Below are 24,870 nucleotides of genomic sequence, written 5' to 3' on the forward strand. Positions count from 1 at the left end.
AGTGGACAACAAGGTAAAAGCCTACCTGCAGGCCTTCGGCGTTTGCGAGGCCACCCAGGCATTTCTTTCCAAACCACAGCGCATGTTCATTGGCGGTGCCTGGCTCGAGGCCAGCGATGGTGCCAGCGCCGAGGTGATCGAGCCGTCGACCGAAGGCGTGCTCACACGTATCCCGATGGCGACCCGGGAGGATCTGGACCGTGCCGTACGCGCCGCCCGCGAACAATTCGATGGCGGCGCCTGGAGCCAGCTCAAGCCCCTCGAACGCGAGCGCCTGATCCATCGCCTGGCTGATCTGATCGAAACCAATGCCCAGGAGTTGGCGCAAATCGAGTCCATCGACATGGGCAAATCGGTCGTCCAAGCCCGCGCAGTGGATATTCAGGGCACAGTCGATACCCTGCGGTATTTCGCCGGATGGGCGAGCAAGATCCACGGCCGTACCGTCGAGCCGTCGCTGCCAGGCAATTACCTGGCCTACACCCGCAAGGAAGCGGTGGGGGTGGTCGGGGTCATCGTGCCGTGGAACTTCCCGCTGCAGACCATGGCCTGGAAGCTGGGTGCAGCACTGGCCACAGGCTGTACCGTGGTAGTCAAGCCTGCGGAGCTGACCTCGCTGTCGGCCCTGCGCTTTGCCGAGCTGGTCCAGGCTTCGGGCATACCTGACGGTGTGCTGAACATTGTTACCGGGCGCGGCAGCGTGGTGGGCGCGGCGATGTCCAGTCATCCTGGCATCGACAAGCTGAGCTTCACCGGTTCCACCCCGGTCGGGTGCTCGGTGGGCAAAGCCGCAATGGACCAGATGAAACGCCTGACCCTTGAGCTGGGTGGCAAGTCGCCGGTGATTGTGTTCGCCGATGCCGATATCGACGCAGCAGCCGAGGCGGTCGCCAATGGCGTGTTCTTCAACTCCGGGCAGGTGTGCGATGCCGGCACCCGTGCCTACATCGAACGCAGTATCTACCCGGCGTTCCTCGAAGCGCTGGCCCGTTACACCGCCACCCTCAAAATTGCCCCGGGCCTGGATCCGGACTGTTTCATCAGCCCCATGGTGTCACGTCAGCAACAGCAGCGCGTGCTCGAGTACATTGCCGTGGGCAAAGGCGAAGGCGCGCAGGTGTACTACGGCGGCGAGCCGGTCGAAGGTCCAGGCTTCTACGTGCAGCCTACGATCTTCGCCCACTGCAACAACGACATGCGCATCGTGCGCGAAGAAATCTTCGGCCCGGTACTGGTCACCCTGCCGTTCGATACCCAGGAGCAGGCCCTGGCCCTGGCCAACGATTCGGTGTTCGGCCTGGCGGCGGCGATCTACTCCAACGACCTGGGCAAGGTTCATGGCCTGATTCCACGCCTGCGTGCCGGCACCGTGTACGTCAATGCCCACAGCACCCTGGACCCATCCATGCCATTCGGTGGCTACAAACAGTCTGGCTATGGCAAGGACATGGGCGCAGAGCAACTGGAGTTCTTGCTGGAGACCAAGGCGGTCTGGATCACCTTGCCCTGAGGTAACGGGGCCGGCCTGCGTCGCTGAAAGTTGGCGAGCGACGCAGGTTTATCGAATGCATCGAATTTCAAGAACAAGAACCTGTCGAGGTGATGCCGATGAACAGCCAAGTGGATGTCGAGCGAGCGCAAGATCTGGAAAGGCGCCTGTGCGCCTATGAAGAGCTGGAGGGTAGGCGTGAGCGGCCGGGGGCATTGAGTGTCCTTGATGTTGTCGCACTGGTTGCGCTGATGTTGGTGATGGTCATCGGCGCGTATGTCCTGGGAGGCCGGCCATGAAGTCCGCTCGAGAGCAGGAATTTCGCCTCAGTGCCGAACGTGGCGATACGCCTTTGCTGCCCAATGAACGAGTCTGGGGTTTCTGGGGCTTTGCCTACGCCAATTCGGCGCTGGCGGTAGCCACTTGGGTATTCCTGATAGGCGGCGCTACGGCGCTGTTTGTCGGGCCTTTGCAAGGGATTGCCGCGATCATTATCGGCAATATTGTCGGGGTGGTTCTGGCGGCATCCTCGACCTGCTTGCCGTGTGGCAAGTATGGCGTCGAGCAGTTCACCTTCCTGCGCAGCATGTTCGGCCTCAATGGCAGTCGCCTGGTCTACTTCCTGTCGGTGGTGGTGCTGACCATGGGCTGGCTGGCGGTGCTGGGGCTGATGTGCGGGCGGGCACTGGACAACCTGGAAACCCTGGTGCAGCAAGGCCAGCCTGATGGTGACGGCTGGATTGTGACGGCAGGTGCCTTGCTGGCGATTGTACTCGCGGCGTTGGTGGCCATGCGTGGACCGGACATGATCCGCCGCTTGAGCGCGGTGATCGCGCCGAGCCTGATCCTGATCATGCTGGCGCTGATGTACTTCATTTCCCGTCGTTACAGTTTCGCCGAACTGCTGGCCATGCCGGCGCTGCAACCACCGTTCGAAAATCCCCATGTCAACTTCATGATCGCGGTGGAAATCAACATTGCCGCGGGCTTTTCCTGGTGGCCCTACATTGGCAACCTGTCACGTCTGTGCAGCAATCAACGCACGGCGTTCTGGCCGAATCTGGTCGGGATCTTCGGCGCCGCTGCGCTGGGGGAGTCGGTCAGCCTGTTCGCCGCCACCACCTTGGGCAGCAGCGATCCTACGACCTGGATGCGCCTGGCCGGTGGCCTGGGCTTCGGGGTGATAGCGCTGAGCTTTCTGGCACTTGCCAACCTGACCGGTATGGTCAACATCCTCTACACCGCGGTGATCGGCTTGCGTCAGTTGGCCGGGGAGCGGCTGCGCAGTATGGGCTGGGGCGTGCTGATCGGGCTGTTCTGCATCATTCCGGTGGTGATCGTGGTGTTTCTTCCAGGCATCTACGACGGCTTTTTCATTTTCCTGGTGTGGACCTCCGCGCTCAACAGTGCCCTGGCTGGTATTGGCATTGCCGATTACTTCTTCCTACGCAAGCAGCGTTTGAACCTGCGTCATCTCTACGCTGAACAAAGCGCGTCGCCGCTGCGCTACTGCAAGGGCTTCAATCCCATCGCACTGGTCGCGCTGGCGGCGGGCTTTGCCATTTACGTGGTGATATTCAACCCGCAAACCCTGGCGCATACCGATTTCTTCACCTTGGCCACGGCCTCGCTGCCGTCCTGCCTGCTGGCCGGGCTTGTGCACTACAGCCTGACCCGACTGCTGGCCGTGCGCCTGGGCTGGGGCGGCTACCCCAAAGGCAATGAACGCAACATCAAGGCCGCAGGCCTTCGAGTACAGGACTAGAACCATGAACAAGAAATATGACTACATCATCATCGGTGCAGGCTCTGCTGGCTGCGTTCTGGCCAACCGCTTGAGCGAAGACCCGGCCACCTCGGTGCTGGTCCTGGAGTTCGGCGGTAGCGACCGTAGTGTGCTGATCCAGATGCCCAGTGCGTTCTCGTTGCCGATGAACACCAAGAAGTACAACTGGCGCTACGAGACAGTCGCCGAGCCGCACCTGGATGGCCGACGCTTGCATTGCCCACGGGGCAAGGTGTTGGGCGGTTCGTCCTCGATCAACGGCCTGGTCTACATCCGCGGTCATGCCTGCGACTTCGATGAATGGGAAAGTCTGGGCGCGAAAAACTGGAGCTATCGCAATTGCCTGCCGTACTTCAAGCGCGCCGAGCACTATAAATTCGGTGGCGATGATTACCGCGGCGGCGCCGGACCGTTGTCCACCAACAATGGCAACAACATGCAGAACCCGCTGTATGGCGCCTGGGTGGAAGCCGGTGGCGAGGCTGGCTACATCAAGACCGATGATTGCAATGGTTACATGCAGGAAGGCTTCGGGGCCATGCACATGACCGTCAAGGACGGCGTGCGTTGGTCCACCGCCAATGCGTACCTGCGCCCGGCCATGACCCGGCCGAACCTTACGGTGATCACCCACGCGATGACCCGGCGCATTCTACTTGAAGGCTCGCGTGCGGTGGGTGTGGAGTACGACGAGGGCGGCCAGACCCACAAGGTGTATTGCAATCGCGAGGTGCTGATGTCGTCCGGTCCGATCGGCTCGCCGCATCTGTTGCAACGTTCGGGTATCGGCCCACGGGACGTCCTGAAAAAAGCCGGGATCGAGGTGCTCCATCACTTGCCCGGAGTGGGTGAAAACCTTCAGGACCATTCGGAGATCTACATTCAGTACGCCTGCAAGGAACCGGTGACGCTCAATGGCAAGATGAGCCTGCTGGGCAAGGCGATGATCGGCTTGCGTTGGCTGCTGTTCAAGGACGGCCTGGGCGCCAGCAACCACTTCGAGGCCGGTGGTTTTATCCGTTCGTCCAAAGGCCTGCGTTGGCCGGACATCCAGTTTCACTTCCTGCCGGCGGCGATGCGCTACGACGGCGACAAGCCGTTCAAGGGGCATGGTTTCATGGTGCTGACCGGGCCGAACAAGCCCAAGAGCCGAGGCCACGTGCGGGCGCTGTCGGCCGATCCGTACCAGCATCCGCAAATTCGCTTCAACTACCTGGAGAGCGAAGCGGATCGCGAGGGTTTTCGTCGCTGCGTACGCCTGACCCGGGAAATCATTGCCCAGCCGGCGATGGACCGCTTCCGCGGCGAAGAACTGGCGCCGGGTCCTCAGGTGCAGACCGACGAAGAAATTGACGCCTTCGTGCGCGCCAACATGGAGAGCACCATGCACCCTTGTGGTTCGTGCCGCATGGGCGAGGACGACATGGCGGTAGTCGACTCGGCGCTGCGTGTACATGGCTTGCAGGGGCTGAGGGTGATCGACTCGTCGGTGTTCCCGAGCGAGCCCAACGGCAACCTCAATGCCCCGACTATCATGCTCGCCGAGCGCGCCAGCGACCTGGTACGCGGACGCGAGACCCTGGCAGCGGTTGATGTGCCAGTTGGTCTGGTGGAGGGCTGGGAAGAAGAGCAGCGCAGCCGGGTGCCGCGGCGCAAGGTGCGTGCATGATGTAGGTCGCTAACAGGGGCAAGGCCTGGCGAATGAGCTTGGCGTTGACGCAGGGCAGTCCGCAGATGATCCGCGCTGCCCTTTTTGGGGACAATTATGTTGTGATCAAACGATCTTGGTTATTGTCCTGAGCTGCGCAGTGGCTCGCGTTGAGTGATCAGCCAGGTCGTGGTGGGTCTCGACAAACGACCGATGGCGACCGCTTCGCACTGTTCCAGGATCGGAAGGATATACGTGATGACAACGGTGCCGAGGTCGCCATTGGGCAGCTCGCGTGCAGCTTTGCACAGAGGCCCGGCCAACTCGTCGTTATGATTGGATTCGATTTTGATCGCGTTGCTTTCACCGACGTGTTCATGTTTCACGAGATAGTCCAGGGTTTGCTGGAAGGCTTCTCGTCTCAAGGCGACAGCGCTACCGCCTTCGCCTGTGCGTATCACAACGGCGTTTGCATTGACGGATTCTACTTGGAAGTATTTGTTGCTCGGCGTGTACGGCGTCTGTATCTCAGCGCCTTGCAGGCGGCCGATCAATGCCCAGAGCGTGCTGTCGACTTGGGTGATGCAGGTCATGCGAAAATTCCTTGATGAAGGGGGCTCGAAGCCTGTCCATGCTCTCTATTCGCCTGGGGTGATGTCAATATGCCCTTATCTGGCTGCCGGGCATGGAGGTGTCAACGATGTTTTTCACCGCGCCGGCAGAGGCGTCGGATGCTGGCGTGTCTGGCGGCAGCGCTTGCAGCGCACAGGCGAGAAAATCCACGAACACCCTGACTTTCTGCGACACATGCCGATGGCTGGCATACAGCGCATAGATCGAGCGTCGCGGCATCGATTGTTCGGGAAGCAATTGCATTAACTGGCCGCTGTCGAGCAAGGGCTGGGCGATAAAAGAGGGTAGGGCGCCGATGCCCAGGCCGGCCAGGAGCATCTCGCTCAACATCAGACTGTTGTCTACCGCAAGGCGTACGGGTAGCTCCAGGCGGCTGTTGCCTTGCGGGCCTTGTAACTGCCAACTGCCGGGATGCTCGGCCAGGCGATAGGCCAGGCAACTGTGCTCGCGCAACGCCTCGACGCTGTGTGGCGTACCGTTTGCCTTCAGGTAGGCCGGTGCAGCGCAGATCACCTGCGCCACTTCACCCAGGCGCCGGGCGACCAGCGAAGAGTCGGGCAAATGGCTGCGAATTCGCAACGATACATCAAAGCCTTCACTGACAACGTCCAGCAGACGGTCGTCGAGGGTCAGCTCTACCTTGAGATCCGGGTAGCGCTGCATAAACGCTACCAGAATCGGTGACAGCACCTTGAGTCCAAACGAAAGCGGTGCGTTGACCCGCAGACGGCCGCTGGGCTCGCTGGAACCGCTTTGGGTCGCCCGTTCGAGGGCGTCCAGTTCCTCGAGCAGGTGGCAGCACTCGCTGAAATAGGCTTGGCCGGATTCGGACAGGCTCATGCGCCGGGTAGTGCGCAGCAGCAACAGGCTGCCCAGGTGCTTTTCCAACTGGCGCACCTGCTTGCTTACCGCCGCCGTGGATTGTCCCAGGTCGACTGCCGCCTGGCTGAAGCTGCCGCGCTCGACCACGCGGCGAAAAGTGCGCATGGCCAGCAACACATCCATATTTTTTCCTCCTGGTTGAATATCAATTAACCTTACGCCTGATTATCTTTGAATTTTCTACTAATAACATGAGCGCTCCCCTTTGAGGAGTTCTCTCATGTTGCAGCGTTCGTGGATCAAAACCCTTACCGGTCTGGCCGTCTTGTCGATGTTCAGCTCACTGTGCAGCGCTGGTGCGCTGGCCAAGCCCGAGGTGGGCATCAGTCCCTGGGGGGAGAAAGACGAGATCGGTCGCCTGAACCTCATGACGCCGCAGTCGCAGGCAGCGATTCTGGCGCGGGTCAATGGCGCCCAGGCCTACGACCTGGCGGTGGAATACTTCGTCGGCATGCCCAGTTGGCAAGCCGCAGGTGATCCGCCGTATCAGATGTGGATGACCCACACCCCCCATGGCAATGTGGTCGCCGATCCGATGCAGGTCGGCGAACCGATGAACCAGCATGTCAGCTACAGTGGTTCGGCGGTGTCGATGTATGCACACATGGGTACCCATATCGATGCACTCAACCACTTTGGCCTCAACGGCAAGATCTGGAACGGGTTTCGCGCCGATGAGCACTTGGGTGATCGCGGCTGGAACGTCACTGGCGCGGAAAAGCTGCCGCCGATCATTGCTCGGGGAGTGATGATTGATGTCGCCATGGCCAAGGGCCTGGAGCAACTGGCGGATAACTACCGCATCACCCGCAGCGATTTGCAACAAGCGTTGGCCAAGCAACGTGTGGCGCTGGAGAAGGGCGACGTGGTGCTGATCCGTACCGGACGCATGCGCGACTATGAACATGCCCAGGCCTACATGGCCAACCCGCCGGGCCTGAGTCTGGATGCAGCGAAATTTCTGGTAGAAGACAGCGGTGCAATGGTGGTCGGTGCCGATAATCTGAGTTTCGAGACCTTCCCTTCGGAGGTCGAGGGCAATTACCTGCCGCTGCACACCTATCTGTTGGCGATGCAGGGCGCACCGATTATCGAACTGGTGAATCTGGAAGGCTTGTCCAAGGATCGCGTTTACCAATTTGCCTTCGTGGGCGCCTCGTTGAAGCTGCGCGGCGCCGATGCAGCGCCGATGCGACCGATGGCCTTACCGGTACATTGAGGGTTGGTGGTGCCCACTCAACCAGCTGGACACCACCATGACGCACTAGAAGTCGTATTTCAGACCGACCGTGGCATTACGTGGGGTACCGTAGTAACTGCTACCGGCGGTGTTGGTGTAATACTCCTTGTCGAACAGGTTGTTGACGTTGGCGGTCGCACTCAACTGACGGGTGATCGGGTAACGCGCCATCAGGTCGACCACTGCGTAGTCACCCTGGGTGAAGCGCACGCGGTTCGGGCCCTGATTGTTGCTGTAGATCTCGCTCTGCCAGTTCGCGCCTCCGCCCACGGCCAGGCCGTTGCCGATACCGCGCATGGTGTAGGTGGTGAACAGTTTGAAGGTGTTTTGCGGAACGTTGGTGTTGAGCTTGCTGCCCGCGGCGTCCTGCACGATGTTGCGGCTGAAGCTGGCGCTGGCTTGCCAGTCCGGAGCCAGCTCGCCGCTCATTTCCAGTTCGAAGCCACGGGTCTTGGTGCCGGATTCGGCGCGGTAGGCGAAGCCACCGCCGGGAACCGGGACGTTAGGCTCGATGAGGACGGCGAGGTTGTCCTGCTTGATTTCATACAACGCCAGGCCAAGGTTCAGGCGGTCGTCGAAGAATGCGGCTTTGCTGCCCACCTCATAACCGTCGCCTTCGAGCGGATCGATGTACTGACCGTTGATGTCCTTGTTGCTCTGCGGTTTGAAAATGCTGGTATAGCTGGCATACACCGACCAATGTTCATCCAGGTCATAGACCACCCCGGCAAACGGCGTGACCACGCCGGTTTCCTTGCGGCGTTCGTCAGTGTCTGGCGTAGTGTCGTAGTAGTCGGTTTTGACCGTGTTTTTCCAGTCGTTGACGCGTGCACCGAGAACCAGCGAGAGATCATTGGTAAGGCGCAGGCGCGTGCTGCCGTAGGTGGCAGTCTGGTCTTCCTGATAGTCGATGCGGCTGGTGGCTGGCAGTGGCGGCTTGCCAGGGGTATCACCGTTCCAGGTGTAGATGTTAGGGATGGCGTTGCTCCAACCATCGAACCACCACAGCGGATAGCCGTTGGTACGGTACTCAGTGTGCTGGCGGGTATAGCCTACGACGGCGTCGTGCTCCAGGCCCCAGAGGTCGAAGCTACCGGCGATGTTCAGGTCGACACTGGTCTGCACCGGTTTGGCTTCCCAACGCCCGGCCCACAGATTGACCCCGGCCCCGGTGGCTGGATTGGGGTTGCCGCCAGCGGCATAGCCGAGCACTTCATCATATTCGTAGCGATCGCGGTTCAGCGTCAGTTTGGCTTTCCAGCGCTCGGTGAGGTTTTGCTCGAGGGTGGCGAAAGCGGTCGTGAAGTTGCGGTCGGAGTAGGCCCAACTGGCGGCCGCCGAATCCGAACGGGACCATTTGGCCCGCGAGCCGTCGCTGTTGAATAACGGACGACCGCTGCGGGCATGGTCATCGGCCTCGTGGGACTGCGAGTCCATACCGAAGGTCAGCAAGGTGTCGGGTGTGAGGTCGGCTTCGACCACGCCGTAGAACACCTTCTTGCGCTCGTTGAATCGGTCGATGTAAGACTCGTTGTCCTGGTAGGCACCGACCACGCGGGCGCGCAGGGTGCCGCTGTCATTCAGCGGACCGCCCACGTCGACTTCATTGCGCTGGTAATTCCACGAGCCGGTCGCGACCGAGACGCTGCTTTTGAAGTCTGCGGTCGGGCGTTTGCGGATCAAGTTCACGGTGGCCCCGGGGGTACCCACGCCATTGGTCAAACCGGTGGCCCCGCGGATGATCTCGACGCGGTCGTAGAGGATCATGTCGTTGCTCTGAGCCACGGACTTGTAGTTGCTGTCCAGGCGTTGCAAACCATCGATCTGATAGTTCTCTACCTGGAAGCCGCGCGAGTAAATGTTGCTGGAATCCGAGCCGGCGTTGCCACCCTGGTTGACGTTAAGCCCCGGGGCCTGCTTGACCACGTCCAGGAGCTGGGTGAGGTTCTGGTCTTCCATGCGCTGGCGGGTCATGACACTGACTGCCTGAGGCGTCTCGCGGATCGACAAGGGAAGCTTGGTTGCGGTAGCGGTGGAACCGCTGGTGTAGGAGCCGGTGCCCTCGGTGGTGGCACCGAGACCAACACTGTTGATGCTGGTGGCGCTAAGCTCAAGGGCATCTGCGCTCGGCTGGCTGACGATCAATGTGTTTCCGCTTTGTTGGTAACTCAGGCCGCTGCCGGCCAGCAGTCGCGACAGGGCGTCATGCGCCTCCAGTTGGCCGCTGACCGCCGGAGCCTGACGACCCTGCACCAGCGCACTGTCGACGGCGATGGTCAACCCTGCGGCTTCGCCCAGCTGACGAAGCGAGGTAGCCAGCGGCTGTGCTGGCAGGTCGAGATCGATCGGCGCGGCCAGCACCTGGGTGGCCAGCGTCATGGCCACTGCGGCCGAGAGGGCGCGCAGGGTCGGTTGCATCAACATGCAGAGTTTCCTTCTTGTGTTTGGTTGCTGTAGCACTAACGCGCGAAGGGCGATTTACCCTGATGTCGAAATGAAAATTATTTGCAAAGCCGACAAGTGGTATTTCACTCGACTGACTTTAGGGCCTAGCGGGGCAGAAGAACGGTAGTGCCCGCGTCGTCGCGCAAGCGCACCGGTACGACCTGCGGCAGCGATTGCAGGAAGCCTTCGACATTGGCGAGTTGCACCACAGCGCTGACGCGCGGGCTGGTGCCAGGCGCAGCGCGCACGGGCGACTGCCGGTAGCGCGACAGGCTGGCGGCAACCTCGGTCAAATCGGCCTGGTCGAACACCAGGCTGCCGGATTGGAACGTGAAGGCATCGTTGGCGGCGCGGGGCAAACGCTGCAGGTGGCCATCGGCGCCCACTTCGGCAACTTCACCGTCGCCCAGCACCAGGCTTTCGCCGCTGCTGGCAAGGCTCTCCACCTGCACTCGACCCTCTTCGACACTGACCCGCAGCCGGTCGGGCAGACGATTGACCACGAAACGGGTGCCCAGTACCCGCACCCGTGCCAAACCGCTGTCAATGACGAAGGGCCGTTGCGGCTGGCGGGCGACATGGAAGATTGCCTCACCATGCACCAGTTCTGCCTGGCGCTGGCCAGGCTCGTAGCGCAGGTGCAGGTGAGTGTCGGCATCGAGGATGATTTCGGTTCCGTCTCGCAGATGCTGCGTCTGTTGTTCGCCAATGCCCGTGTGCAAATCAAGCTCCAGCGGGCCGTATCGATGGGCGTGCCAGCCCAGCGTGCAGCCCACTCCCAACAACACGGCCAGCATGCCACCTTGCAGCAAGCGGCGGCGCTGACGTTGAGCATTGCTGCGCTCCATGGCTTTGGCCAGCGCCTCGGTACGTTTGGTAGAGGCGAAGTCGCCCCAGAGTTCGGCAAGGGCACGGTATTCAGCCACATGGCGCGGGTCGGCCGCGAGCCAGTTGTCAAAATCGGCGTGTTCAGGATGCGCGGCATCGGCGTTGTACATGCGCGCAAACCACAACGCTGCCTGTTCGCGAATCGAATTCATGCGCGCAGCAAGTCGCGGGCGTCGCGTAAGGTGACCAAGGCGCGGGCCATATGGCGCTCGACCATGTTCAGGGAAATTTCCAGCTTTAGCGCGATTTCCTTCTGAGCATAGCCCTCGATGCGCGCCAGCCAGAAAACCTCGCGACAGCGCGGTGGCAAGCAGTCGAGGATACGATGCAGAGCGGTCAGCCGTTGCTGGATGTCGAGCAGGTGTTCTGCCGAAGGCGCAACGTGCTCATCGCGGGCTTCCTCGTAATCAGGCAGCGGCTGTAGGCGGTCATTGCGCCTGTAGTGGTCGATCAACACCGATTGCGCGACTTGCCTGAGGTACGCATTGGGTTGAGTCACAGGCTGGGAATGCTGGGCCAGTGCAAAGCGCAACAGGGCGTCATGCAGCACGTCGTAAGCGCGGTGCACGCAACGGGTCTGGCGACTCAGGCTCAGCAGCAGGTCGTTGTACGCCCAGCGCAGGTCGATACCTTGCCAATTCAGCGACGGGCTCCGGGGAATTGTCGGGGAGGGAAGGGCAAATGGCACGGTCGGCTGCTCTGTGACACGACCGGGATGGCCGCCTACGGAGCTTAAGCTTTTGTCAAATCCAAGTAAATAAGAAGTATTGCTATTAGCGTTCTTTCTAGGTGAGTGGTGTTTAGCGCGCGACAGATCGCACCTGGCTTCAACGATCCGGACAACCATCAGGTATTGATAGGCTCGCCAAGCAACATCATCATCGGCGGGTCGTACTCTGCAATGGTCATCGCAGTTTTAATCATGATGCAGCCAGGATTATGAAGCTCAAGTGTGCTTTGCAGGTCCGAGTAGTGAGCCAGTGAGAGATCTACTGGTCCTGCAACGCAACTGTAAAGCGTCCGGTAGCCCGCCCCCGTGTGTTTGTCGTATGGAACAGTGGCGTGGTCATCGTAGGGGATTTTCTCAAATCGAAAACGCTTGGAGCTTGAGAAATGAATAACGGTCAAAAGGTCTGCAAAATCGACACTGACCATCCCTAACCTGAACAGCATCAGGCGCATGAACTCAACCAGTGACATCGCCCATTGCACAAAGGCCTCTTTCAATGGGCCGCCTGCGTCATAGAGCACCTGAACTTCGTTTTCGCTCAGGTTGCGCTTCATCGGTTCTGAATCAACGTAGAATGTCACCACTCTATTGGTATCTAGCGAGCTGTGCTCTCGAGGCGCGCCAATTAAGAAGAGAACATTGGCAAAATGGTCAGCCACTGCATCAACCGGCGCATCCATGGATGACAATGTGGTTGTTGGTCCATAAGGGAATTGTCTAACAATTATGCGGTGATACACGGTTTTGAACGTAAGCGTCATCTAAAACCCTGAAAAACCGAGAATGGATTAAGTTGCGAATGTATCACTAGGTTGTCGGATATTCGATCACCTACTTCTAGCCAATAGGGCGTTCGACGCCGCAACGACTTTATCATTAGCCAGCGCCTGGACTGACTGGATTGCGCTCGTCCGCGACCCATTTCGTCGCACGTGCATGCAACATGCTGTTGGCGAACCACTGCTCAAACCTACTAACGCAGACTGCACTTATGTCCTTTGTACCTTCATTTTTTGATTTCCTGATTACTCATCTCCAGCAGGAGGAGCGCCGACGCATGCTGATGTCCATTGCCGTCACGGCGGCCCCTGAACATTGGTTGAGTCTGGAAGCTGCAGCGCTCCTGGACGTTAATCGCGCCCGGTTTGGCTTGGGCGAACCTCTGGATGAGCGACACAATGTGCCCCGCTGGCTGATCGCTGCCGAGCGCAAGAAAGTAGATGTGTGGATCGAGGATCAGACAGGCGATCAGCCCCCCCATGCTATGGAGTTCAAAGTCGTCCACAATAATAAAAATGCCTACCAGAAAATATGGGAAATCCGCCGAGACCTGCAAAAGGTAATACCCAATACCGAATCAAATGACCACGTCATTCGCTGGGGGGTGGTCTTTCTAGTGTTTCATCGATTCTACCAAGATCAAGCCGGCGGTTACGCTGTGAATCCTCAGTTCAAGGATTGCCCGGGAATGCTTCAGGCCTTCGAACATGCGCTGCATAACGACGAAGAATGGTATGCAGATGCGCCCAAACTGGAGCTTGCGTTAGAGCCCGTGCATCTCTGCGACATGTCCACGGCAAACTATATAGACCCGGCGAGTGGACAGTCCGCTATCTATGCTGCATTGGTAAAAAGAAAACACTGAGGAGGCCTGCCGTGGAAATTGATCAGGGCGTGCTTGATGTACTACAAAGCGCCAAACATGTCCTTGTCTTTACTGGCGCTGGAGTTTCTGCGGAAAGTGGAATTCCGACGTTCCGTGACGCGCAGGCAGGATTGTGGGCACGCTTCGACCCCGCCGCCCTAGCTACCCGTGAAGCCTTTAGACGAGATCCCACATTCGTATGGGGCTGGTATGAGTGGCGGCGAATGCAGGTGTACAAAGCGCACCCAAATCTGGCACATCGGGCGATTGCGGAACTATCCGCCATCGTTCCGAAGCTGACACTGGTCACACAGAATGTAGATGACCTGCATGAGCGCGCTGGCAGTACTGAGGTTATCCATCTGCATGGAAGTTTAAGCAAACCACGTTGTTTTGCCTGCGCCAGGTTCGCTATCGATCCTCTGCCACCGCCTGATGAGCCCATAGAGGGGCGGCACGTGGAGCCGCCGCGTTGCAGTCATTGCGGTGGCAAGCTACGCCCTGGCGTAGTGTGGTTTGGAGAAAGTCTCCCTACGCAGGCATTGGCGCAGTCTTTTGCCGCTGCGAAAGACTGTGACGTACTCCTATCCGTGGGTACATCGGGCGTTGTCAAACCTGCAGCACAAATACCAGATATTGCCTGGCGGGCGGGCGCTACCGTGGTGCATATCAATCCTGACACCAAGTGTGTCCGTAGCGCGCGGGAGTTTTGGCTAGAGGGGCGAGCAAGTGAGGTATTGCCACAATTGCTGAAAAAAAGATTGCAGTCTGATGATGTGTCATGACGAATGTAACAGCCAACATGGACCTCTCTAAGTTGCAATGCTTCGGACATTCAATGTCTCGCTTTTCGATGTGACGTTGAAGACTGCAAGCGCCGCCCACTTGAATTGCCCACTCGCACAAAAGGAGCAGCTTGACCACCCTCGCGTCGCCCTACAGCGATTCAAGAAACGCCCGAATCGCCCGTCGTTCCTTCGCAGCCAATGCAACATACCGTTGTCGAGCAATTTCTGCCTCACCACCATGCCAGACAATGGCTTCTTCCAAGGTGCGTGCGCGACCGTCGTGCAAGTATCCACTGCCGGGGTTGATGCGCTCTCCCAGGCCAAGTCCCCACAGCGCAGGTGTGCGCCATTGTCGGCCATTGGCGAGGTAGTCTTCACGCCCGTCGGCCAGGCCTGCGCCCATGTCGTGCAGCAACAGGTCGGTATACGGCGCAATGCGTTGCTCGGTCAGCGCCGGGTAAAGTGGATGCTTGCCGGTGATCAGTGCGGGGCGGTGACAGGCGCTGCAGCCAAGTGCAGCGAAGAGCTTTTCGCCCTCGATGACCGTGGGGTCGGCCTGTTGTCGACGGGCCGGTACGGCCAGGTGGGCGAGGTAAAAATGCAGATCGCCCAGTTGCATGGCGTTCAGTTCCGGCTCGCCGCCGTGTGGCGCCCGAGCGCAGTCCTGCTGCGCGGGAGTGCAGTTTTGCACGGGGGCTAACGTGGAGGTTATGCCAAGGTCACCCAGCATGGCGTGGGCGATTTGTTGGCGCAGGTCGGGTTGGTTGGCCTTGAGGCCAAAACGGCCTGCCTCGGCACGTTGTCGCTCGACGCTCCACACTTGGTTGACACGCCCTGACACGCCGTCCGGTTTGGCTTCGGCGGCCATGGCGTGGAGGGTGGCCTCGTCAATGGCCTCCAGCAGACCGAGGCCGAATACCGGCGAGCCGACCCGTGCCGAGGTCATGACCCCGTCCAGCGGCCCATAGGCCAGCTCCCGTAACTGCACACGCGGCGTGCGCAGCATGACGGTTTCGCCATCACCGAGGGCTAGTGCATGCTCTTGCCAGTGGACATGGGCCCGGCCTTCACCCGGCACACCGGGCACAGCCAGTTCATTGAGCTGATCGCCATAGACAAGGTGAGGCTTTGGCCCTCCATGAGCGTCGTGCCCCGGTACGGACAAACGCAGCAGCATGCTGCGCATTGCCTCACCCTGCAGGGGCGCCTGGCCGCGGCCATTTTTGGGGTGACAGGCGATGCAGGAAATCCGGTTGTACAACGGCCCGAGGCCATCCACTGCTGCGTCTCTGGACGGTGCCACCACCCAGGCCTGCCGGAACAGGCTGCGCCCGCGGAAGAAGCGTTCCAGTTGGTCATCGTCCAGCTTGGCAAACGGTTGGGCATATGCTTCACGGTTGGCCGCGGTGTGAGTGACATCGGCGCTGGCAAGCCCGCTCACCAGCAAGCCGATCAACAATCCAACAGCGCGGAGGGCGTTCACAGACCCAAACCATCCAGCAATCGGGCAGCTTCTGCCCGTTGACGTGCGGCCTGGAACTGCCAGGTGATTTCCCTGCGGCCGAGCTCGTCCAGGTCGCTTGCCGGTTCGTGCGTCATGCCGCTGTCCTGACGGGCCGCGTATAGGGCCAGTAACGCTTTTTCCTCCACTTGCTCAGCAGCCAGTGGCGGCGTGATCAGTAGCTGGCGTATCGCGCTGACGTCATGTCCTGCTGCTTCGGCAGCATGCAGTCGAGCCCACAGCGTGTTCAAGGCGTCGTGGGGCAGGCTTAGCCACTGGGTAAACAGGGAACTGATCAGCGCGAGGCGCTCGCGCGAGCTACCGTTGCCGTAGTCATAAGCGCCTCGGCCCGCTGCAACGAACGGGTCGTGATAATGCTCCGGCAACTGCGCGTAGACGCTGGGTCGCACCGGCAGCTTGCGGATGTCTGCATCAGCCAGCAGCGCCTGTCCCGTTTCAGACAGCACGTACTGTGCGAACGCTCTGGCGCCATCAGGCGCCTTGCTATGGGCGGTTATGGCAATGAACGCCGGGTTGAGGCCGCCATGGGCCGGATACACGAAGTCTACCGGTTCGCCATTGGCCTTGGCCGAGGCGACAAAGAAATCAATCGACAACCCTACTGCGGCACGCCCACTGGTGACTTCATCGCTGACCAAGGTACCCCCACGCGTAACCAGGCGTGCATTGGCGCTCAGTTCGCTCCAGATGGCCCAGCCACGTTCCCAGCCGTAGGCACGCAAGACGATATCCAGTAGCACCGGCGCGAAGCCGACACGGCTCGGGTCGGGTAGCGCGACGCGCCCGTGCAACCGGGGGTCGAGCAGGTCGGGCCAATCCCTGGGCGTAGCGACCCCCAGTTCGTTCAGCGTCGTGGCATTGATGGCAAAGCCGTAACCAGCCAGCTCGGTCGCCTGGTACAGCGCTTGTTCGTCCCGCAGTGACAGGCCACCGATCTGTGCCGGCAAGCCCTCCAGGCTGATACCCAGCGGTTGCCAACTGCCTGCTTTTGCCAGTCGGGTGAAGTTGCCCGGTGACGGTGCCCAATACACATCGACACCGCCCTGTCGGGGCTGCATCAGGTACGGCAGGGCATCGAAGCCCTGGCGCCAGAGGATGTGCAGGCGATACTCCGGGTGAGCCTGGGCAAAACCCTCCTCAACCCGCGTCATCATTTCTTCGGGGTAGCTGGTCATCACCACTACAGTTTGCGGCGCTGCGTTCAGCAGTGAGCTGAACGTCAGCAGCAGGCCCGCCAGCCAGCGATTACAGCGGCACATTGAATTGCACGAAATATTGACGGCCAATTTCTGGATAACCCTCGCTGTATTCATACAACCGATCGAACAGGTTGCGAACACCCCCCTCGATCAACACGTCATTGCTGAATCGGTAACCGGTCTTGAGGTTGTACACGGCGTAGCCTGCTGCCATTTGTGTGGCATCGGAGGTGTTGTAGCGACGCGAGGCGGCCTCCACGCTGGCGGTGTGCTTCCAGGCGTCGAGATTCAAGGACGCCGAGCCAAACAGGCTATGGCGAGGTGTGTCGGTGGGATGCAGGTCGTGGTCGCTGAGGTTTTCCCGGTCAAGCCATGTGTAGTTGGCTGCCAACTCCCACTGGCCCAGGTCGCCGTTGATGCCCAGTTCGACGCCCTGATTACGCGCCTTGGCGATGTTCTGGAACTGGCCGCAGGGCTCGGCACAGTTAGTTTGCGCGGGCACCGTGACCTTTTGGATGGAGTCTTCGATATTTGCCACGAACAGCGCCGCGTCGAGCTGCCATTGCGCTGCCACCTGGCCGCTGTAACCGAACTCATAATGAGTCGCTCGTTCGGACTTGAGATCAGGACTGGGAATGACGGTGCCAAAGCGCGTCGAGTAGCGATCCTTGATAGTGGCGAAGCGGCTTTTGCGCGACACGGTCAGGCGCAATTGGCCGTTGTCGTTGGTGCCCAATAGCGGGTTGGTATTGGCAAACAAACCGAGCTGCGCGTTGACTGCGTCGTTGCTCCCGGTAGGTTCGTCGTAGAGTACGGCCTGCGTTGGTGAGTTGGCGTTAGTGCCGTAGTTCTGCGCATCGAGGCTCTTGCGATAGTTGTAGGAGACGCCACCCACCACGCTGAATATCTCGTTCAAGCGCAGCGTGTCTTCCAGGGCTATCGATTGGGTCTGATCACGGAAGTGGGTCTGCGGGCTTGAACCATCACGGGAGCGGTGCACGTCGTCTTTGAAGTGATAGGCAATGCCGAGGCGGTTGGCCTCGCTCAAGGCCAGGTCGCCTTCTATCGAGAAGCCGGTGCTCTCGTCATCGTATTTGCTCGGGAAGCCTTTTTGTAAAGCACCGACGACCCCGTTGCGGTAGGCGTAACTCTCCAGCGAGTTCTTGAAGGTGTCGTGGTAAACGCGGGTTTTTAGCGCGTGCTCGCCAAACGCGGTTTTAGTGGCGATGAAGACACTGGTGTTGTCTGAGCGTGGCCACTCCCACCAACGTGCGCGCTGGCCGGTAGCCGGGAGGTCGCCGGCATACGGCGGTTGGCCTTTACTCCCTTGTTGATCAACGTAGCCGAGCACGTATTCATCGGTTTCATTAGGAGTGAAACCAAGCTTGAAACTGAACTTGGTGTCACGGTGGTCACTGTTCTCGCGACGACCCGTTCCCTGCTGGTTGTTGGTGGGCTTGAAGTCATCAGGCAGCAGGGTGTAATCGTAATCGACATACGACACGCCGCCCTGCATCCACCAGGCGCCCTGATTGGAGCCGACGTTGGCGTAGCTCCGGTAGGCGTTGACGTTGCCATGATCGGTGAGCTCCAAGCCGCCGCCCACTTCGCCTTCGAACACTTCAGTGGGCCGACGGGTCACCAGGTTGATTGCACCGCCTAACGTGTTGGGACCATACAGCAGCGAGGCGAAACCCTTGTCCACCTGGATGCGCGACAGATCGTAGGTAGTGAAACGTCCCAGGTCGATGTTGCCGTCGTATGGCACGTAGGTAGGGATGCCGTCGATATACACCGGCACCTGCAAGCGATCGAAACCACGCACAAAAACCACCTGCTCGGCGCGACCGCCGATATAGCCAAGGTTGACGCCAGGGGCCAGGGTCAGCGCGCTGGCGACGGTCTCACGATCGTGCAGGCGAATGTCTTTCAGGTCGATGACGCTAGCGCCGGTGGACAATGTTTCGTCCTGCGGTGCAGAGATCTGGATTTCGCCGAGGGTGAAGGTATTTTTCTGTTCCGCGACGGCGGTCTGGGCACTGATGGCTGCGACGGCAACCATCAGGGCGCGTGGTGTTAACGGCTTCATTACTGCTCCTGCGTCGGCCATGACAGAGGCGCTGCCTGGCTCGTTATATATTTTGTTATATAGCGATAGATGGATTTTCCCTGACCACGACCTCCCCAGGAGGTGATCAGCCATCGTTCGCGATAGGGGAAAACAGGATGGCGCAATGCCAACCGCGAGGAATCCTAGCGCTGTTCGGATGGGGTGACAACGGTGTATATAAAAATATATAGCGATAGGGTTTGCAGGGATATTGCAAGGTTCATCATTACCTGTCTGGTTTGCACCGCTACCATTAGGGTATTTGCCCGATGGCGAATATTCCGCTTAAGCTCGCATCATCGTGCTATGAGGATGGATTCGATGTTGCACATACCGCTCGGAATGGGTCTTTTGCTTGCCGCCGCGTTGATTGAGGCCGCTCCGCTGCAGGTGCCGAGCCCGGCCGAGCTCAGGAACCAACTCGAAAGTCTCAAACCCGGTCAGTTTCTCTGGTACCCGCAGGTCTCGCCGGTGGGGCCGGTAACTGTGGTAGTCAGCCTCACCGAGCAACGTGCCTACGTTTATCGCAATGGCATCGCCATCGGCGTCAGTACCGTGAGCAGCGGCAAGGCAGGGCGAGAAACCCCCACTGGGGTCTTCAGCATTCTGCAGAAAAAGGTCGAGCATAAATCCAGTCTCTACAACAGCGCACCGATGCCGTACATGGAGCGCCTGACATGGGACGGCATCGCCCTGCACGCAGGCCATTTACCGGGTTATCCCGCGTCGCACGGCTGCGTGCGCTTGCCGTTGGAATTTGCCAAGAAGCTGTATGAAGTCACCGGTTTCAGTTCGACCACCGTCATCGTTTCCGACACCCATAGTGCACCGGTGGAGGTCTATCATCCCGGTGTGCTGGCGCCTACGGTCAGCGAAGGTAAAGCCCAAGGTCCGCTGGTGTTGAACAACCAACAGTTCTGGAACGATCCAGACCCGACGGCGGGGCCTCTGTCGATCCTGATCAGTCGCGCCGACTTGCGCGCCTATGTGTTTCGCGGCGGTCAGTTGATTGGCTCGGCGCCAGCACTGTCACCTGAAAACAGTCGACCTCGCAGTGGAATGGCGGTGTACTCCCTGCTGCAAAAGCCCACCGCCCTGGCGCTCGACGCCGCGTTACCCTTACGCTGGTCGGTGGTTGCTTTAAGCAACCCGGAGTACGGGAATACACCCTATGAACAATTGGGGCAATTGAACATGAACCCGGAATTTCGCCGTCATCTACATGCGGCGATGGACGTCGGCACCATGTTGGTGATCACCGATTGGGCGTCCACTCGGGATACCCGCAGCGAAGGAAAATTCACAGTGATCAGCACCGAAGACAGCGAAGAACTTAAACCGTTGGTCAAGAAATGATCGGAAATCCCGCAAAAATCAAGCATGGTAGCGGGCTTTGAGCGGGCTTTGCTGGCAAATAAGCTGAGCCAGCAGACAGGTTTTTAAAAAGGATAATCAATGTCGATGTTCGAACCATTGCGGGGAGCCATCCGGCTCTCAGTGGCCAGTGTTGGCCTGTTACTCCTCAGCGCTTGGCATACCGCCTTCGCGCAGGCCCTGCCTAGCGCCGCCGAGCTGCAGCAATTGGCGCCGAACGCCAGTCTTTCCACCCTGGCCCTGGCACTCACCGCTTATTCGTGCGCCAGTCACAGCGATGCGGACAAGTTGCTGACGGTGATCGATTACTCCAAGGCCTCACGTGACAAGCGCTTGTGGGTGTTTGACTTGCGCGCCAGGAAACTGTTGTTCGAGGAGTGGGTGGCCCATGGCAAGAACAGCGGCGCAGATGTGCCGACCACGTTTTCCAACGTCCCGAACAGCTACCAATCCTCCATCGGCCTGTATGAGACCGGTAAAACCTATAGCGGGAAACACGGCCGTTCGTTGCGTCTGCAAGGGCTGGAGCCGGGGTTCAACGACAACAGCATGTCGCGGGCGATTGTCATGCATGCTGCCGCGTATGCCGATCCCAAGGTCGTTCCTGGTCTCGGTCGTCTGGGTCGCAGCCAAGGATGTCCTGCCGTTCGGCCAGCCATTGCCGGCAAGCTGATCGATACACTGCAACGCGGTAGCTACGTGTTCGCCTACTATCCGCAAAAAGACTGGCTGAAAAAATCGCGCTACCTCAACGACCAGAGCTGCCCGCTGGCTGATCACACACTTGCCAGCATCGGTCAATAGCACGTTCTGCAGCTCGGCATCTGAGCCTACGGGCGCAAGGCTTACTGGACCTGGGCGCAATCGCTCTGCTGAGTGATTGCGTCAAACAATTGGTGTCAATTTGCTATCATGGTCACCATCGTCCAAGTAAGGAACTGCATCATGAGCTCGCGTGCGAGAAATACGTTCTGTTTGCCTTTTTTTCTGCTGCTTGCAGCGTTTTCTTCTAATGCTGACGCTGGCCAGTTTGTTATCGACATGCATACCGATGAAGGTCGAAAACTGGCGAAAACCATGGGGACCGATAGATACCGCTATGCGTTGTTTAACGAGTTCAGCAAGGACAAGCCTTATAGCGCCATTGCGCTTAGCAATTCGGAGGGTTTCAAGGGCGAGACGGTGGTCTACAACGCGGTTGTCAATGCCACTGACCAGGGGGCGCAAATGATCTTCACGCAGTTTGCCGATTGCGGAAAGTTGCAAACCAACGAGAGCTTTATCGAGGTTAGTGACCAACCGATCAAGGTGCTGTATGAGTGCCGTGAGGACAAGCCAGGCACTAAAGTTTCGATCTTTCTGCCATTCTCCGATGCAGCCCAGAAATTCATCTACGACGCCTTCGCGCAAGGCGTTCCGGTGAAAGTCCGAATGGGCGCGCACCCCGTGGTATTCCCGGCGGACGGCTTTTTGGACGCATGGAGCGTGAGAAACAAGAAGGTGCTTTGACTGGATCGCTCAGGAAGGCACTGCGCGGGGGGCGTGCGGCAAACCAAGGGAGGGGTGGTTTAAGGCCGCCACGCCCTCCGTGGCGGATGATGGTGCAACCTAGGTTTACTTCATCGTGATTGCCCACGTGATAAAGCCCGCAATTCCTGTGGTGCAGGTCAGTGCGGTGAGAAACAGGCCGTCGATCAATTTTTCCAACACGTGATTTCGGTTCAACTTTCGGGTGCGTAGGGCCCAGTACGACAACAGTGTTGTGATCAAGTACAAAATGGCATTGATCGCAAGAAAGTCATCGCCCAGGGAGTCCTCACTTCTCAATGTGCTGACCACTTGAAAAATACCGATAACCGTAATGCAGACGCCCACCATCGCAGCGGAGGCGGTAAAAATATGAACACAAACGTCTTCATTCAGGCTGACAGGAGACTTTGTTTCACTCATGGCATTTTCCCTCGCAAGGGTTAATAACCGGATCGGTATACGGACAACCGCGCAACATTGTGCAGTGTAGAACAGGCATGGGGCACGCAAAAACTGGGCCCCTGTCCAAACAGTATCTCTGTTCCCAGAAAGAAAACGGGACTGAAGCGAGATATTTCTATTATGTTGTTCGTATTTCAATCGAGATCACCATGACAACTCCCATCTTCCGAAATGCGACGGCACAAGATACCGATCGCTGCTTCCAGATCGAGACCGCGGCTTACGAAGGCGATGAGGCGGCGACGAGGGAAAAAATCGCAATTCGAATCGAGCAATACCCCCAAGGCTTCCAGGTCATGGAGCTTGGCGGCCAAGTCATTGGTTTCATCAACTGTGGTTGCGCTCACAAGGTCGTGATGTCCGACGAAGCTTTCAAGGAATTGATTGGGCACGATAGCGAGGCACCCAACGTGGTCATCATGTCGGTTGTGATAGACCCGGCTTACCAAGGTAAAGGCTACGCGTCATTAATGATGCGCACCTTTATTCAAAGTATGCGGGCCAAGGGCAAACGATCCATCCATTTGATGTGCAAGGAGCGTCACGTGGCGCTTTACACGCGTATGGGATACCAGTATGTGCAGCCTTCGACTTCCGATCACGGGGGTATGTCGTGGCATGAAATGGTGATGGACATTCAATGATTTCAAGGAGGCAGTTCCAGGCCTCAGTGGCATTTGCAGCCGAAGCGGCAGGCCACAAAACCTTTACGCCACGTGCACAGGAATGAATGCTATGGATTGCCTTCCAACGTTGCTCACCGATCGCCTGATTCTCACGCCCTTGCAACTAGACGATGCAGCTGAAATACAGGAGCTGTTTGCGCAATGGGAGGTTGTTCGTTATCTCGATAGTCGTGTGCCTTGGCCGTATCCGGATAACGGAGCGCTCGTGTATGTGCGTGATGTTGCCCTGCCAGCGATGGCTGCGGGCCGTGAGTGGCATTGGATGATCCGTACCAGAAGCCAACCCGGGCGTTGTATTGGAAGTATCAGTCTGTATGAGCAGTCTGGGAACAACAGAGGCTTCTGGCTTGCACCACAGTGGTGGGGCAATGGCTACATGCGGGAGGCGTGCAAGATCATTAACGCTTACTGGTTCGAAACACTGTCGCGTCCGCTTATGCAGGTGCCCAAGGCCGTCGCCAACATCGCCTCACGAAAAGTATCGGAGCACGAGGGAATGCGCATGGTAGGGGGGCGAGAGGGTCATTTTGTCTCTGGGCCCATGCAGGTGGAAATATGGGAAATCACACGAAATGAATGGCTCGAACGGGCTCATAACGGCCTTTAGCCAGTAGACAATGGGGGCGGCGTCTCGTACCGTGTAGAGCGCAAGCTTGGTGTCAGTCTTTTCTTACGCCTCGACTGCCAGCGATTAGTAAACACCTGAAGAGTGGAACTCATAAGCGGGCCGCAAGGAAGCAAATGACATGCAAGCAATGCATTCAAAAAGCCCTTATAAAGTCGACGCTCGTCCCGGGTTTTGGCAACTTTCAATGCGCTGCTGCTTATTGGCGGGGAGCGTTGATGTCGCGTTTTTCTTTATTTTTCTTACACTTGACTCCCCCATTCTGGCCTGGATAAACGTGATCAGCGTGGCCATGTATGTGAGCGCCTATCGTGCGCTCATCCAGCGGCGCAACCGGCTTGGCTTTGTGTTGATTCAAACGGAAGTGCTGGTGCATGCAGGGCTGGGAACGGTGCTGATTGGTTGGGACAGTGGCTTTCATTATTATTTGCTGATGTTCATTCCCGCACTGTTCGTCAGCACGCGCGCCCGCATCGCATGGATCCTCGCTGGATGTTTGTGGATCTACTACGCAGGGCTGCATGTGCTTATGTGGTATGTGCAGCCTCTGCAACCCATCCCCTCAAACGCCTTGTTGGGTGTGAATATTTTCAACCTGACCGTGGTGTTCTTCATGTTCAGCTATCTTGCGCTGTTTTATGTGATCACGGTAACCCGTGCGCACACAGAACTGTCGCGAATGGCAACGACAGACTCGTTGACCGGCCTGCTCAATCGCCGGCAGATCATTGCCCTGACCGAGAAGGTACTGGCACGCCACCATAGGCATCCCACAGACCTCACCTTGATGTTGATGGATATAGATCACTTCAAGCAGATCAATGATGAGCACGGACATGATGTTGGTGATCGGGTGCTCATCGCGGTAAGCCAACACTTGCAAAACGCAATGCGCGAACAGGACTTTATTGGTCGCTGGGGCGGTGAAGAATTTCTTGGGGTGCTGCCGGACACCGATTTTGGGCAGGCGGCGCAAAGCGCTGAGCGCCTGCGCCTGGCAATCCAGGCGCTGGAGATTGACAGCCACGGCAAGAAAATCTCCGTGACTCTGTCCATCGGCATCACCCAATACCGTGCAGACGAGGCGTTGAGCAATACCATCGCACGGGCCGATCACGCGCTTTACAAAGGCAAGTCATCGGGGCGCAACAGGGTAGAAGCCATTCATGTTTGAGCGCCCACTTACTG

General features: G+C 58.6%; 23 protein-coding genes. 13 read left to right on the forward strand and 10 right to left on the reverse strand.

Features of this window, described 5'->3' with window-relative positions:
• Window position 1 precedes the first annotated feature (1 nt).
• The 4 genes from D3Z90_RS10890 (at window position 2) to betA (ending at window position 4,944) form a co-directional block, all read left to right on the forward strand.
• Entirely contained in the window at window positions 2-1,510 is a 1,509-nt protein-coding gene (locus tag D3Z90_RS10890; RefSeq protein ID WP_136475744.1) for an aldehyde dehydrogenase, read from the forward strand.
• Window positions 1,511-1,608: 98 nt separating this feature from the next.
• Complete coding sequence (locus D3Z90_RS10895; protein WP_136475745.1) at window positions 1,609-1,788, forward strand: hypothetical protein; 180 nt, start codon at window positions 1,609-1,611, stop codon at window positions 1,786-1,788.
• Window positions 1,785-3,254: a cytosine permease gene (locus D3Z90_RS10900; protein WP_136475746.1), complete on the forward strand. Its 1,470-nt coding sequence runs from the start codon at window positions 1,785-1,787 to the stop codon at window positions 3,252-3,254. The genes D3Z90_RS10895 and D3Z90_RS10900 overlap by 4 nt, the downstream gene beginning before the upstream one ends.
• A 4-nt stretch (window positions 3,255-3,258) precedes the next feature.
• Window positions 3,259-4,944 carry a choline dehydrogenase gene (betA, locus tag D3Z90_RS10905; protein ID WP_136475747.1) on the forward strand — a complete coding sequence of 562 codons (1,686 nt, stop codon included), beginning with the start codon at window positions 3,259-3,261 and terminating at the stop codon, window positions 4,942-4,944.
• Between the two features lie 119 nt (window positions 4,945-5,063).
• On the opposite strand, the gene D3Z90_RS10910 is transcribed toward betA, so the two are convergent.
• Window positions 5,064-5,516 (reverse strand): hypothetical protein, encoded by a 453-nt coding sequence (locus D3Z90_RS10910; protein ID WP_136475748.1) that lies wholly within the window; start codon window positions 5,514-5,516, stop codon window positions 5,064-5,066.
• A gap of 64 nt (window positions 5,517-5,580) precedes the next feature.
• Complete coding sequence (locus tag D3Z90_RS10915; RefSeq protein ID WP_136475749.1) at window positions 5,581-6,561, reverse strand: LysR family transcriptional regulator; 981 nt, start codon at window positions 6,559-6,561, stop codon at window positions 5,581-5,583.
• A gap of 97 nt (window positions 6,562-6,658) precedes the next feature.
• Here D3Z90_RS10915 and D3Z90_RS10920 point away from each other — a divergent pair, with 97 nt between their 5' ends.
• The gene (locus D3Z90_RS10920) at window positions 6,659-7,657 is read left to right on the forward strand and encodes a cyclase family protein (protein WP_136475750.1); all 999 of its coding nucleotides are present in this window, start codon (window positions 6,659-6,661) and stop codon (window positions 7,655-7,657) included.
• Window positions 7,658-7,702: 45 nt separating this feature from the next.
• On the opposite strand, the gene D3Z90_RS10925 is transcribed toward D3Z90_RS10920, so the two are convergent.
• The 4 genes from D3Z90_RS10925 to D3Z90_RS10940 form a co-directional block, all read right to left on the reverse strand.
• Window positions 7,703-10,102 (reverse strand): TonB-dependent siderophore receptor, encoded by a 2,400-nt coding sequence (locus tag D3Z90_RS10925; RefSeq protein ID WP_136475751.1) that lies wholly within the window; start codon window positions 10,100-10,102, stop codon window positions 7,703-7,705.
• 125 nt (window positions 10,103-10,227) lie between these two features.
• On the reverse strand, window positions 10,228-11,163 hold the full coding sequence (locus tag D3Z90_RS10930) for a FecR domain-containing protein (RefSeq protein ID WP_136475752.1): 936 nt from the start codon (window positions 11,161-11,163) through the stop codon (window positions 10,228-10,230).
• Entirely contained in the window at window positions 11,160-11,699 is a 540-nt protein-coding gene (locus D3Z90_RS10935; protein WP_218571427.1) for an RNA polymerase sigma factor, read from the reverse strand. Before D3Z90_RS10935 ends, D3Z90_RS10930 begins: the two co-directional genes overlap by 4 nt.
• 158 nt (window positions 11,700-11,857) lie before the next feature.
• A complete protein-coding gene (locus tag D3Z90_RS10940) occupies window positions 11,858-12,502 on the reverse strand; it encodes a hypothetical protein (protein ID WP_136475754.1) in 645 nt (214 codons plus the stop codon).
• 230 nt (window positions 12,503-12,732) lie between these two features.
• On the opposite strand from D3Z90_RS10940, the gene D3Z90_RS10945 reads away from it, so the two are divergent.
• Complete coding sequence (locus D3Z90_RS10945; RefSeq protein ID WP_168198458.1) at window positions 12,733-13,386, forward strand: hypothetical protein; 654 nt, start codon at window positions 12,733-12,735, stop codon at window positions 13,384-13,386.
• Window positions 13,387-13,397: 11 nt separating this feature from the next.
• On the forward strand, window positions 13,398-14,171 hold the full coding sequence (locus D3Z90_RS10950) for an NAD-dependent deacylase (RefSeq protein WP_136475756.1): 774 nt from the start codon (window positions 13,398-13,400) through the stop codon (window positions 14,169-14,171).
• Between the two features lie 151 nt (window positions 14,172-14,322).
• Here the strand turns inward: D3Z90_RS10950 and D3Z90_RS10955 are convergent, their stop codons facing one another.
• The 3 genes from D3Z90_RS10955 to D3Z90_RS10965 are packed head-to-tail and all read right to left on the reverse strand — an operon-like array spanning window position 14,323 to window position 18,984.
• Window positions 14,323-15,657 (reverse strand): di-heme oxidoredictase family protein, encoded by a 1,335-nt coding sequence (locus D3Z90_RS10955; protein ID WP_256658349.1) that lies wholly within the window; start codon window positions 15,655-15,657, stop codon window positions 14,323-14,325.
• Entirely contained in the window at window positions 15,654-16,955 is a 1,302-nt protein-coding gene (locus D3Z90_RS10960; RefSeq protein WP_136475758.1) for an ABC transporter substrate-binding protein, read from the reverse strand. Before D3Z90_RS10960 ends, D3Z90_RS10955 begins: the two co-directional genes overlap by 4 nt.
• Window positions 16,942-18,984, reverse strand: a complete 2,043-nt coding sequence (locus D3Z90_RS10965) for a TonB-dependent siderophore receptor (RefSeq protein ID WP_136475759.1) — start codon at window positions 18,982-18,984, stop codon at window positions 16,942-16,944. The genes D3Z90_RS10960 and D3Z90_RS10965 overlap by 14 nt, the downstream gene beginning before the upstream one ends.
• A 342-nt stretch (window positions 18,985-19,326) precedes the next feature.
• Between D3Z90_RS10965 and D3Z90_RS10970 the strand changes: the two genes are divergently transcribed.
• From D3Z90_RS10970 to D3Z90_RS10980, 3 genes are all read left to right on the forward strand, one after another.
• Window positions 19,327-20,361 carry a L,D-transpeptidase gene (locus D3Z90_RS10970; protein ID WP_136475760.1) on the forward strand — a complete coding sequence of 345 codons (1,035 nt, stop codon included), beginning with the start codon at window positions 19,327-19,329 and terminating at the stop codon, window positions 20,359-20,361.
• 99 nt (window positions 20,362-20,460) lie between these two features.
• Window positions 20,461-21,183 carry a murein L,D-transpeptidase catalytic domain family protein gene (locus D3Z90_RS10975; RefSeq protein WP_136475762.1) on the forward strand — a complete coding sequence of 241 codons (723 nt, stop codon included), beginning with the start codon at window positions 20,461-20,463 and terminating at the stop codon, window positions 21,181-21,183.
• Between the two features lie 141 nt (window positions 21,184-21,324).
• Window positions 21,325-21,888, forward strand: coding sequence for a hypothetical protein (locus D3Z90_RS10980; RefSeq protein WP_136475764.1), 564 nt, complete (start codon window positions 21,325-21,327; stop codon window positions 21,886-21,888).
• A 105-nt stretch (window positions 21,889-21,993) separates the two neighbouring features.
• Here the strand turns inward: D3Z90_RS10980 and D3Z90_RS10985 are convergent, their stop codons facing one another.
• The gene (locus tag D3Z90_RS10985) at window positions 21,994-22,329 is read right to left on the reverse strand and encodes a hypothetical protein (protein WP_136475766.1); all 336 of its coding nucleotides are present in this window, start codon (window positions 22,327-22,329) and stop codon (window positions 21,994-21,996) included.
• Window positions 22,330-22,520: 191 nt separating this feature from the next.
• Between D3Z90_RS10985 and D3Z90_RS10990 the strand changes: the two genes are divergently transcribed.
• The 3 genes from D3Z90_RS10990 to D3Z90_RS11000 all read left to right on the forward strand — a co-directional run bounded on the left by D3Z90_RS10990 (window position 22,521) and on the right by D3Z90_RS11000 (window position 24,856).
• The gene (locus D3Z90_RS10990; protein WP_136475767.1) at window positions 22,521-23,015 is read left to right on the forward strand and encodes a GNAT family N-acetyltransferase; all 495 of its coding nucleotides are present in this window, start codon (window positions 22,521-22,523) and stop codon (window positions 23,013-23,015) included.
• Between the two features lie 91 nt (window positions 23,016-23,106).
• The gene (locus D3Z90_RS10995) at window positions 23,107-23,664 is read left to right on the forward strand and encodes a GNAT family N-acetyltransferase (protein WP_136475768.1); all 558 of its coding nucleotides are present in this window, start codon (window positions 23,107-23,109) and stop codon (window positions 23,662-23,664) included.
• Between the two features lie 139 nt (window positions 23,665-23,803).
• Window positions 23,804-24,856 (forward strand): GGDEF domain-containing protein, encoded by a 1,053-nt coding sequence (locus D3Z90_RS11000; protein ID WP_218571428.1) that lies wholly within the window; start codon window positions 23,804-23,806, stop codon window positions 24,854-24,856.
• Window positions 24,857-24,870: the final 14 nt, after the last annotated feature.

The organism is Pseudomonas sp. DG56-2 (assembly GCF_004803755.1).
In the GTDB taxonomy this organism is placed as follows: domain Bacteria; phylum Pseudomonadota; class Gammaproteobacteria; order Pseudomonadales; family Pseudomonadaceae; genus Aquipseudomonas; species Aquipseudomonas auratipiscis.

Bases quoted from the DNA above. Each gene is read 5' to 3' on its own strand.
- D3Z90_RS10960 (WP_136475758.1), bottom strand. From the start codon at position 16,955: ATGTGCCGCTGTAATCGCTGGCTGGCGGGCCTGCTGCTGACGTTCAGC.
- D3Z90_RS10990 (WP_136475767.1), top strand. From the start codon at position 22,521: ATGACAACTCCCATCTTCCGAAATGCGACGGCACAAGATACCGATCGC.
- D3Z90_RS10920 (WP_136475750.1), top strand. From the start codon at position 6,659: ATGTTGCAGCGTTCGTGGATCAAAACCCTTACCGGTCTGGCCGTCTTG.
- D3Z90_RS10995 (WP_136475768.1), top strand. From the start codon at position 23,107: ATGGATTGCCTTCCAACGTTGCTCACCGATCGCCTGATTCTCACGCCC.
- D3Z90_RS10985 (WP_136475766.1), bottom strand. From the start codon at position 22,329: ATGAGTGAAACAAAGTCTCCTGTCAGCCTGAATGAAGACGTTTGTGTT.
- D3Z90_RS10945 (WP_168198458.1), top strand. From the start codon at position 12,733: ATGTCCTTTGTACCTTCATTTTTTGATTTCCTGATTACTCATCTCCAG.
- D3Z90_RS10910 (WP_136475748.1), bottom strand. From the start codon at position 5,516: ATGACCTGCATCACCCAAGTCGACAGCACGCTCTGGGCATTGATCGGC.
- D3Z90_RS10975 (WP_136475762.1), top strand. From the start codon at position 20,461: ATGTCGATGTTCGAACCATTGCGGGGAGCCATCCGGCTCTCAGTGGCC.
- D3Z90_RS10980 (WP_136475764.1), top strand. From the start codon at position 21,325: ATGAGCTCGCGTGCGAGAAATACGTTCTGTTTGCCTTTTTTTCTGCTG.
- D3Z90_RS10930 (WP_136475752.1), bottom strand. From the start codon at position 11,163: ATGAATTCGATTCGCGAACAGGCAGCGTTGTGGTTTGCGCGCATGTAC.
- D3Z90_RS11000 (WP_218571428.1), top strand. From the start codon at position 23,804: ATGCAAGCAATGCATTCAAAAAGCCCTTATAAAGTCGACGCTCGTCCC.
- D3Z90_RS10895 (WP_136475745.1), top strand. From the start codon at position 1,609: ATGAACAGCCAAGTGGATGTCGAGCGAGCGCAAGATCTGGAAAGGCGC.
- D3Z90_RS10970 (WP_136475760.1), top strand. From the start codon at position 19,327: ATGTTGCACATACCGCTCGGAATGGGTCTTTTGCTTGCCGCCGCGTTG.
- betA (WP_136475747.1), top strand. From the start codon at position 3,259: ATGAACAAGAAATATGACTACATCATCATCGGTGCAGGCTCTGCTGGC.
- D3Z90_RS10965 (WP_136475759.1), bottom strand. From the start codon at position 18,984: ATGAAGCCGTTAACACCACGCGCCCTGATGGTTGCCGTCGCAGCCATC.
- D3Z90_RS10900 (WP_136475746.1), top strand. From the start codon at position 1,785: ATGAAGTCCGCTCGAGAGCAGGAATTTCGCCTCAGTGCCGAACGTGGC.
- D3Z90_RS10940 (WP_136475754.1), bottom strand. From the start codon at position 12,502: ATGACGCTTACGTTCAAAACCGTGTATCACCGCATAATTGTTAGACAA.
- D3Z90_RS10915 (WP_136475749.1), bottom strand. From the start codon at position 6,561: ATGGATGTGTTGCTGGCCATGCGCACTTTTCGCCGCGTGGTCGAGCGC.
- D3Z90_RS10925 (WP_136475751.1), bottom strand. From the start codon at position 10,102: ATGTTGATGCAACCGACCCTGCGCGCCCTCTCGGCCGCAGTGGCCATG.